Origin of the sequence: Frigoribacterium sp. RIT-PI-h (assembly GCF_001297205.1) — a bacterium.
In the GTDB taxonomy this organism is placed as follows: Bacteria; Actinomycetota; Actinomycetes; order Actinomycetales; family Microbacteriaceae; genus Frigoribacterium.
The window spans coordinates 1-9517 of sequence record NZ_LHOZ01000045.1 but is presented as its reverse complement, the minus strand read 5'-3'; the positions used below and the strand labels follow the sequence as shown (position 1 = coordinate 9517).

Here is a 9517-nt window from a genome sequence, read left to right as displayed (position 1 = left end):
ACCCCCACCCGCCGCCGCACCCCGTCGCGCCGCTGCTTCGGCTCGGCCCTGGCCGCGACGGCCGTCCTCCTGCCCGCCCTGCTCGCCGGCTGCAGCACGACCGACGCACCGGGCTCGACGAGCAGTCCGTCCGTCGCGGGCACCGCGAGTGCCTCGTCGCAGCTCGGAGAGTGCCTCCGTGACGCCGGCTACAACGTCCCCGACCCCGACCTCAGCAAGGGCGTGGTGGTCGCTCCGCCGGAGGGCGCCGACCCCGACCGCTACGCCGAGGACTTCGACGCCTGCCGGTCGAAGCTGCCCGAGGCGCAGGGTGGCGGGTCGCAGGAGCCCTCCGACGCCGAGGTCGCCGAGTGGCAGCAGAGCCAGCTGAAGGTCGCCGAGTGCGTCCGCGAGAAGGGCTTCGAGGACTTCCCCGACCCCGTCGACGGCGACTTCCCCGGCGTGCAGCTGTCGACGTCCGGCGCGTCTCCCGAGCAGGAGGCCTTCTTCGCCTGCAGCAACGAGTTCGGTCCGAACGCGACCGGGTCCGGCGAATGACGCTCCGTGAGGCGTCCACCCGGATGACGCGCGCGACGCACCGACGGCCGGCGCGCCCCCTGCGTCCTGCCGCGGTCGCCGTGGGGACCGCAGCCCTCTGCGCGGGCACCCTGGCCGGCTGCTCGCCGGCCGGCGACGCCGAGGCCGGCGCCCCCGACGCCCCCCAGGCCGCGGCCGCCCGCCCGACGACGCCCGTCGTCCTCGGCGACCTCGTCGACGGCAAGCGCATCCCCGCCACCCTCGGCTACGGCACGCCCGTCCCGCTGCGGAGCGCCACGAGCGGAGGCGCGGGTGCGGCCGGCGAGCGGACAGGCGACGCCGCGGGCGGGGGCGTGGTCACCGGCCTGCCCTCCTTCGGCGACGTGATCGGTCGTGACGGCGTGCTCTACTCGGTCGACGAACGCGAGGTTCGGGCCATGCACGGCGGCGTCCCGCTCTGGCGCGACCTCGAGCAGGGTCTGCGCGGGGCGGACGTCGACCAGCTGAAGGACAACCTCCGCGCACTCGGCTACGACGTCGCCGACGACGACCGCTTCGACGCCCGCACCCGAGCCGCCGTGACGCGGTGGCAGAAGGACCGCGGCCGCGAGCGCACCGGAGTCCTCGGTGCCCGCGACGTCGCGTTCGTCCCCGGCGACGTCCGCGTCGCCGAGGTCACCGGACGCGTGGGCGACCCGGCCGGCGAGCCCGTCTACGGCTACACGTCGACGACCCTCGTGGCCACGGCGTCGGTCTCGGCGGCGGACCTCGTCCGGTTCCAGGGCGGGGTGCCCGTCCAGGTGGCGCTGCCCGATGGCAGCGAGGTCCCCGGCACGGTGCGGTCGATCGGCGAGCCGTCCGGAGGGGCGGGCGACGAATCGGCGAACGGTGGCGACGACGGGGTGACGGTCACCGTCGGCCTCGAGACCGCCCCGCCCGAGGGGACGTCCACCTCGACCCGGGTGGACCTCGTCGTGGACGGTGAACGCCGCGACGGCGTCCTGTCGGTACCGGTGACCGCCCTGCTCGCCGGGACGGACGGCTACACCGTCGAGGTCGTGCAGGACGACGGCTCGACCGATCTCGTCCCCGTCACGACGGGCTTCTTCGCGCAGGGGCGCGTCGAGGTGTCGGGTGAGGGCCTGGCCGAGGGCGACGAGGTCGTGGTGCCCTCGTGAGCGGGACCCTGCGCGGCGGCGGCCTGCCCGGCGGTGCGCCCGAGACCGTCCTCGAACTGCGGGGCGTGACGAAGGTCTACGGCGAGCTGGCCGCCCTGCGCGGCATCGACCTCGACGTGCGGCGTGGCGAGTTCGTCGCGGTCGTCGGCCCGAGCGGCTCGGGCAAGTCGACGATGCTCAACGTGATGGGCACGCTCGACCGACCCACGGCGGGCACGCTGCGCCTCGCCGGCCACGACGTGGCGTCCCTGGGCGACGACGACCTGTCCCGCCTGCGGGCCGAGCACATCGGGTTCGTGTTCCAGCACTTCCACCTCGCGGCCGGGGCGACGGCCGCCGAGAACGTCGCCGACGGCCTGCTCTACGCAGGCGTCGCCAGACGCGAACGGCGGGTGCGGGCCCGCGCCGCCCTCGAGCGCGTGGGCCTCGGCCACCGCGCCGACCCCCGGCCGCCCGCGCTGGCCGGCGGCGAGAAGCAGCGCGTGGCCATCGCCCGGGCGATCGTCGGCGAGCCCCCCCTGCGCTCGCCGCGAACCCCCGGGCGCCCCCGACTCGACGTCGGGGGCGGCCGGCCTGCCGCTGCTGACCGACCTCAACGCGGCGGGCACGACCGTCGTCGTCATCACGCCCGACCTCGACCTCGCGGCCCCGCTGCCCCGCCAGGGGCGCAGGCGCGACGGCGAGGTGGACGACGTCACGGGCCTGGCCGCGCGGGGGCCCGCGGCGGCCACCCCCGGCGGCCCGGGAGCAGCCGCGACCAATCCGTCCGCCGCCGCGCCGCACGCAGCCGTGACGTCCCGTGCAGCGCCACCCGCAGCCGCGACGGGAGCGCTCCGATGAGCGCCGCGACCCGAGGTCGCGTCGGCCGCCTCTCGGCCCGTGACCTGCTCGGGCTCGGCGTCTTCGGCTTGCGCACGCGGCCGACCCGGGTGGTCCTCTCGGCGCTCGGCATCGCCATCGGCATCGCGGCGATGATCGCGGTCGTCGGGATCTCGTCGTCGAGCCAGGCGGCCCTGGCCCGGGTGCGCGACGGCCGCGGCACGTGCCTGCTGCAGGTCAGTCCCGGTCAGGGCGCCCTCGGCACGGACGTGCCGCTGCCCGAGTCCGCGGTGCCCGTGCTCGGACGACGCCCGGACGTCGAGGCGGCCGCGGGCGTCGGGCGCATCCCCGGGCAGAAGGTCTACCGAAGCGACCGGGTGCCGGCCGTCGCCTCGGGCGGCATCTCGCTCGACGTGGTGGCCGGCGACCTCGACGACGTGCTCCGTGCCGAACCGGCCTCGGGCACGTGGTTCGGCGCGGCGGCGGAGGCCGCCCCCCAGGTCGTGCTCGGCGCGACGGCCGCCGCCACGCTCGGCATCGACGAGGTGCGGCCCGACACGCGGGTGTGGATCGGTGGACGCTGGGTCGCCGTGGTGGGAGTGCTCGAACCGATGCCGCTGGCACCCGGGCTGAACACGTCGGCGTTCGTCCCGAACGCCACCGCCGCGGCCGAGTTCGGCTGGGACGGCCGTCCGACGCAGCTGTTCGCCCGGGCCGACCCCGCACAGGTGCCGGCCGTGCGCGACCTGCTCGCCCGCACGGTGAACCCGGCCTCACCCTCGGCCGTGGTGGTCAGCCGGCCCTCCGACGCCCTGGCCGCCCGACAGGCCTCCGAGTCGTCGTTCACCGGCCTGCTCCTCGGCATCGGTGGGGTGGCGCTGCTCGTCGGCGGCATCGGCGTCGCGAACACGATGGTCATCACCGTGCTCGAACGACGCGCCGAGGTCGGCGTGCGACGTGCGCTGGGGGCCAGGCGACGGCACATCCGCGACCAGTTCCTGGTCGAGTCGCTGTTGCTGTCCCTGCTCGGAGGCGCGGTGGGCGTCGCCCTCGGGGCGGCGGTCACGACGGCGTTCGCGCTCAGCCAGGACTGGCCGGTGGTCGTGCCGGCCTGGGCCGTGGTCGGCGGCCTCGGAGCGACGGTCGCGATCGGGGGCGTCAGCGGTCTGTACCCGGCCTCGCGCGCCGCCCGCATCCCGCCCACCTCGGCCCTCGCCGCGGTGTGATCCGAGCCGGCCCGGGCTGGTGCCTGCCAGCCCGGGCTGGTTGGCTGGGCGCATGTCGATCTCCAGCACGGCCGAGAAGGCCGAACTCCTCCGCTCCCTGCACGTCCCCGGCGACCCGCTGATCGTGACGAACGTCTGGGACAGCATCACCGCGCGCATCGTCGCGGGCGCACCGGGTGTGAAGGCCCTGGCCACCGCCTCCCACTCGATCAGCGAGGCCCACGGCGTGGAGGACGGCGAAGGGCTCGACGTCGACGACATGCTGGCCGCCGTCCGGATCGTGATCCGCTCGGTCGACCTGCCGGTCTCGGTCGACTTCGAGAAGGCCTACGCGACCGACGCCGCCGGCACGCTCGACAACGTCTTCCGCCTCATCGAAGAGGGTGCCGCCGGCCTCAACATCGAGGACAGCATCGGCCAGGCCAAGGCGCCCCTGTACGACATCGACACGCAGGTCTCGAAGATCGCCGCCGCCCGCCGCGCCGGTGACCGTGCCGGGGTGCCGATCGTGATCAACGCCCGGGTCGACTCCCTGGCCGGAGACCCCGACTCGTTCGACGACGCCGTCACCCGCGCCAACGCCTACCTCGACGCCGGAGCCGACTGCGCCTTCGTCCTCGGGCTGGGCACCGAAGACCTCGTCAAGGCCGCCCTCGACCGGATCCACGGCAAGGTCAGCGTCATCTCGAACCCGTCGTCCGTCCCGCTCGCCCGCCTGGCCGAGCTCGGCGTCTCGCGGGTCAGCTTCGGCCCGACCACGATGGGCCTGACGCTGTCGCACCTGCGCGACGCCGCCACGACCCTCACCGCGCGCGGCGACTACCCGTCCGAGCTCGGCTTCTCGTTCTGACCCACCCCTCCGACGAACGGTCTCTCCACCTCGGTGTGCAATTCGCGACCACCCGAGCACGACACGCCGTCCGCAGCCCCTGTCGGGCGGCGTGTCGCGGCCGCGTTGTCGGGTTCGGCACGCTCAACGCGTCCGCGCAGGTCGGGTTCGGCACGCTCAACGCGTCCGCGCAGGTCGGGTTCGGCACGCCGGACGGGGCGTACGCGACCCGGTGACCGTTGCCGCCGCACGAGACGCGACCCGCGCCTCCCGAGCTCGTGAGAGCCGAGGAGGCGCGGGTCGCGTCGTGCGGGGACGTCACCTAGTCGTCGCGGTCGCCCTTCGAGCCGTCGCCCTTCGAGTGTCCGCCCTCGGCACGCTCGTCTTTCTTCCGGTCGGACTCGGACGCCTCGGAGCCGCCCTCGCCGTCCGGCTCAGGCACCTCGTCGCCGTTCCGCTCGATCGTCGCGGCGGCCGCTTGCCGCAGGCGCATGCCGGCGAGCTCGTCCTTGGCGAGGGCCGCGGCCTTCTTCTCGCTCTGGGCGGTGTCGCGGGGCGGCAGCAGGATGTCGCGCTCGGCCCGGAGGCCGGCCTGCAGCTCGCGACCGCGCTCGAGCTCGGCGTCGAACTCGGCCCCGAAGAGCAGGGCGTTGTTCGTGATCCAGAGCCACAGCAGGAAGACGATGACCGCACCGAGCGAGCCGTACGTCTTGTTGTAGTTCGAGAAGTTCGCGATGTAGAACGCGAACCCCACGGACGCGACCAGCCAGATGACGAGCGCCACGAGCGAGCCGAGGCTCATCCACTTGAACTTCGGCTGCTTGACGTTCGGAGCCCAGTAGTAGAGCACCGCGACGATCACGATGGCGATGATCGCCAGGATCGGCAGCTTGGCGATGTCCCAGACGAAGACCGCAGTGCTGCCCAGACCGACGAGGTCGCCGACCGTCTCGGCCACGGGGCCGCTGATGACCAGGATGAGCGCGGCGACCACGATGAGCACGACCGTGAAGGCCGTGACGCCGAGCATGGTCGGACGGAGCTTCCAGATCGGACGCCCCTCGTCGATGCCGTAGACGCGGTTCATGGCCCGCCCGAAGGCGCCCACGTAACCGGAGGCCGACCAGAGAGCACCCGCCACACCGACGACCAGGGCGACCCCAGCGGCCGACGACTGGGTCAGCTGCTCGACGGGCCCGCGCAACAGAGCGGCGACGTCCTCGGACCCGAACTGCGAGACGAGGTCGAGCAGGGTCTTGGCGGTGGAGTCCGCCTGCCCCACGACGCCGAGCAGCGACACGATCGCCAGCAACGCCGGGAAGATCGCGAGCACCGCGTAGTACGTCAGCGCGGCGGCGAGGTCGGTGCACTGGTCACGGGTGAACTCGCGCAGGGTCTTGCCCAGCACGTATCCCCACGAGGGCTTGGAGACGTCCGTCAGGTCCTGCGGCTTGCGCGAGTCGTCCTCGTCGGGCGACTGCTGCTCGCGCTCGGTGCTCTTCTGGGCCACGGGTCAACGCCTGATCGTCTTGACGATGCCGGCGACGAGTGCGACGACGCCGACGGTGCCGGCCGCGGCGGCGGCCACGACGGGCTTCGGGTCGCTGTCGAGGCGGCGCTTCACGCTCGCTTTGAGGCGACGGGCGTGGGCGGGGACGCTCAACTTGTCCTCGATGGCGTCGAGCGTGGCGGCGAACTCTTCACGGGTGCGGGCGAGGTCGAGCTCGATCTCGGGGATGCTCGCTCCGGCACGGGGCCCGGCGGCGTTCTCGGCGTCCTTGTCGGGCGACGTGCTGCCGTGGGCGTCGGTGCGCTCTTCGGCGGCACGGGCCTCGGCGAGTTCGGCACGGGGGTCGGGCTCGTCGCCCTTGCCGTGCTTCGCCGTGGCGTGGTCCTCGTGATCGCTCGGGTCAGTGCTTCTCGGAGTCATAGCTGCCTTGCCCTTTCAACGCGCTGACGTCGGCCTTCACGCTGGCGACGGCCTTCTCGGGGGTCGGCGGCACGCCCTTCTTGAGGGCCTTGATGCCCAGCAGCGCCAGCACGGCCGTGATGACGAGCAAGACGGCGGCCACGATCAGCGCCGCGAGCCAGGGGGCGACGACGGTCGACAACCCCAGGACGCCGGCCGTGATGAGCACGGCGAGCAGGAAGAAGCCGAACAGGGCGGCGCCGACCAGCAACCCGACACCCACCCCGGCCTCTTTGGCCTTCGTGGCGAGCTCGGTCTTGGCGAGTGCGATCTCGCCGCGGATCAGCCGCGAGATCAACTCGGGCAGGCTGCCGATCAGCGAGCCGAGCGAACGTTTGGTGCTCTGTTCGGGTGCCTTCAGGTCACTCACCGACCGTCACCCCCGGCAGCTTGTCGTCGTCGGGGCTGGTGCCCGAGGTCTGCTTCTTGACGTCGTCGGCCTTCTCGTTCACCTTGTCGGCGGCCTTGTGCGCCGCCTCGGTCGCCTTGGCGGCGGCCTTGTCGGTGGCGTCCGAGCCCTTGCCCGAGACGGACTTCGCCTTGGAGCCGACCGCGTGGGCGGCGTCGTTCGCGACGTCCTGCGCCTTCTTGGCGACGATCGGAGCGTTCTCCTTCACGAAGCCCTCGGCCTGCTGCACGCCCTTCTGGACGGTGGGGTTCTCCCACAGGCTCTCGGCCTGGTCCTTGATCTTGACGTACGCGCCGCGACCCGCGCGGGCTCCGAGGACGTATCCGACGGCCGCTCCTGCGACGAAGAGGATCTTGCCTTTCATGGGTGCTCCTTGGCTCGTGGTGGCAGGTAGGCCTCCCACGCTGGCACGACCCGGCGCACGCGGCCCAGATTGGCCGGGCAACCGTGGACGACGCCACCCGTCGGCTCGCAGGGGACGAGCCGCCCTGACGCCGCGGTCAGGAGGCGCGGGTCGCCCCGACGCCGCGGTCAGGAGGCGCGGGTCGCCACCAGCGGGACGCGCAGCTCGAGCGCGTCGCTGCGCACCGTGGCGACCGCCAGCCGCACGAGTCGAGCCGTGCACCAGCAGAACAGGACCACGAGCAGGGCGTTGCGGGCGCCGAGGAGGAGCACGGCCACCGGGTTGAGCTCGATCAGCGATCGGTAGAGGATCGGGAAGACGAGCGTCGTGAGCCCCGAGGCCCAGGCGGTCAACACGGCCGGCGTCCGGAACGCCTCGGGGCGCGAGGCGTACCCGACGGCCACGATCGGCACGATCCAGAGCAGGTACTGCGGCGAGCCCACCTTGTTGAAGACGACGAAGGCGAGGGTGAGGGTCAGGGCGCCGAGCAGCACCGTGCCGAACTCGTCGCCGCGGGCTCGAGCCGAGACGACGGCCGCGACGTCGGTGGACGTTGCCGACCCGCGCCTCCTGGGTCCACCCCACCGGGGCAGCCCGAAGCTGGCCACGGCCAGCACGCCGGCCAGGAGCACGAGGACCGCGAGCATGACCTGGGTGCTCTCGTTGATCATCCAGGTGTCGCCCGGGCCCATCACCTCGCGCGTGGCGAGGGCGACGTTCTGGTAGACCGAGGCGCCGGGGACGCGCAACATGGCCATCCAGAGCCAGGGCGTCGAGAGCGTCGCCTCGAGTTGCAGGGCCCGCCCCGACTGCATCGTCACGAAGCTCGTGATGTCGTCGGCCCCCCGGCCGAGCAACACGCACGACACGACGACCATGGTGACGAGCACGCCCCCGCGCAGCACGACCGCCCGGTGACGCGACCCGACCACGACCGCCGCGATGACGGCGGCGGGCCAGACCTTGATCCAGGTCGCCGCGGCGAGCAGCAGCCCGGCCACCCGCGGACGCGTCGACAGCAGCATCAGGGCGGCGACGACCAACGGCGCACTGAACCCCTCGAGCCGCAGGAACGCGACGGGGCTGAGAACGAGCGTCACGAGCAGCCACCACCAGGCGGCCCTGTTGTCGACCGTGCGTCGGCCGCGGTCGGTCAGCAGCCAGAGCGCGACGGCGTTGAGGGCGGTCAGCAGCGCCAGCCAGACGAACTGGTAGTGCTGTTCGCCGAAGACGTTCGGCAGCACGATCGGCACGACGGCCCCGGCCGGGTAGACCCACGAGAAATCGAGGACGGGCCAGACCCCGTCGCTCAGGGCCCCCGTCGCCCAGAGGCGGTAGAGCGGCAGGTCGCCGGTGACCCCGCCGCCGATCATCAGCGGCGTGAGAGCGAGGAACACGGCGGCGTGGACGGCGACGAAGCCGTACAGCAGGCCGCGCGGATGGGCCTGGACGCGCGACCAGGTGCGGCGCAGTCGCGTGGGGAGGGGCGCAGGCGCGACGGCGCTCGAGGTGGTCACGCCTCGAATGTAAGGCCGCACCCTTGCCGTTGTCTTTCCGGCAGGTGAATCCATCGGAAGATCCCTCTCGAGGCGGAGGTCCGACCGGTGTACGGTGCCGTCCATGGACCGACGACGTTCCGCAGACGGAGGCGAGGTCACTCCGCCGACCGACGACAGGCACGCACCTCCCGAGCTCGGCAGCGTCGACGACGACCTGGCCGTCGACCGGGGGCGCCCGATCGGCTTCTGGCTGAGGCTCGTGGACGGGCTGATCGACCGGCGTTTCGAGGAGGTCCTCGACGAGCACGGGGTGACGCGCCGTCAGTGGCAACTGCTGAACCTGCTCGAACGCGGCCCGGCGACCCGCGCCGCCCTCGACGGGGCCGTCGCGCCCTTCCTCGACCCGGCCACGGGCGAGTCCAGCTCGGACCACCTCGCCGAGCTGGTCGAGAGCGGCTGGGTGGACCTCGCGACCGACGGGGTCGGCGACGATCGCTACGCCCTGACCGAGCGCGGGAGCCTGGCGCACCGGAGGCTGGTCGACGTCGTCGAGGGCATCCGCGACGAGACGGTCCAGGGGGCCGAACCGGGCTCCTACGCGACCACCGTGCGGTTCCTCCGCACGGCGGCGCTCAACCTCGGCTGGCGTCCCTGAGCGTCCGGCCCGCC

At 73.3% G+C, this 9517-nt stretch carries 10 protein-coding genes; 5 read left to right on the top strand and 5 right to left on the bottom strand.

The annotated features are described in order from the left end of the window. From AEQ27_RS17680 to AEQ27_RS03875, 4 genes are all read left to right on the top strand, one after another. The coding region (locus AEQ27_RS17680) for a hypothetical protein (protein WP_054145468.1) at nucleotides 1–537 on the top strand (537 nt) is incomplete at its 5' end. Next, nucleotides 534–1694, top strand: coding sequence for a peptidoglycan-binding protein (locus AEQ27_RS03885; protein ID WP_152970127.1), 1161 nt, complete (start codon nucleotides 534–536; stop codon nucleotides 1692–1694). The genes AEQ27_RS17680 and AEQ27_RS03885, both read left to right, overlap by 4 nt. Next, nucleotides 1691–3739, top strand: coding sequence for an ATP-binding cassette domain-containing protein (locus tag AEQ27_RS18250; protein ID WP_235450969.1), 2049 nt, complete (start codon nucleotides 1691–1693; stop codon nucleotides 3737–3739). The genes AEQ27_RS03885 and AEQ27_RS18250 overlap by 4 nt, the downstream gene beginning before the upstream one ends. Before the next feature lie 52 nt (nucleotides 3740–3791). Then, a complete protein-coding gene (locus tag AEQ27_RS03875; protein ID WP_054145466.1) occupies nucleotides 3792–4589 on the top strand; it encodes an isocitrate lyase/phosphoenolpyruvate mutase family protein in 798 nt (265 codons plus the stop codon). 301 nt (nucleotides 4590–4890) lie between these two features. Here the strand turns inward: AEQ27_RS03875 and AEQ27_RS03865 are convergent, their stop codons facing one another. The 5 genes from AEQ27_RS03865 to AEQ27_RS03845 all read right to left on the bottom strand — a co-directional run bounded on the left by AEQ27_RS03865 (nucleotide 4891) and on the right by AEQ27_RS03845 (nucleotide 8866). Continuing rightward, the gene (locus AEQ27_RS03865; RefSeq protein ID WP_082383220.1) at nucleotides 4891–6078 is read right to left on the bottom strand and encodes a YihY/virulence factor BrkB family protein; all 1188 of its coding nucleotides are present in this window, start codon (nucleotides 6076–6078) and stop codon (nucleotides 4891–4893) included. 3 nt (nucleotides 6079–6081) lie between these two features. Next, nucleotides 6082–6498, bottom strand: coding sequence for a DUF3618 domain-containing protein (locus AEQ27_RS03860; protein ID WP_054145464.1), 417 nt, complete (start codon nucleotides 6496–6498; stop codon nucleotides 6082–6084). After that, complete coding sequence (locus AEQ27_RS03855) at nucleotides 6479–6907, bottom strand: phage holin family protein (protein ID WP_054145463.1); 429 nt, start codon at nucleotides 6905–6907, stop codon at nucleotides 6479–6481. The genes AEQ27_RS03860 and AEQ27_RS03855 overlap by 20 nt, the downstream gene beginning before the upstream one ends. Further along, nucleotides 6900–7310 (bottom strand): YtxH domain-containing protein, encoded by a 411-nt coding sequence (locus tag AEQ27_RS17675; protein WP_161805471.1) that lies wholly within the window; start codon nucleotides 7308–7310, stop codon nucleotides 6900–6902. Before AEQ27_RS17675 ends, AEQ27_RS03855 begins: the two co-directional genes overlap by 8 nt. A 167-nt stretch (nucleotides 7311–7477) precedes the next feature. Then, nucleotides 7478–8866 (bottom strand): glycosyltransferase 87 family protein, encoded by a 1389-nt coding sequence (locus tag AEQ27_RS03845; RefSeq protein WP_054145462.1) that lies wholly within the window; start codon nucleotides 8864–8866, stop codon nucleotides 7478–7480. Nucleotides 8867–8969: 103 nt separating this feature from the next. Here AEQ27_RS03845 and AEQ27_RS03840 point away from each other — a divergent pair, with 103 nt between their 5' ends. Next, on the top strand, nucleotides 8970–9503 hold the full coding sequence (locus tag AEQ27_RS03840) for a MarR family transcriptional regulator (protein WP_235450968.1): 534 nt from the start codon (nucleotides 8970–8972) through the stop codon (nucleotides 9501–9503). The last annotated feature ends 14 nt before the right edge of the window (nucleotides 9504–9517 follow it).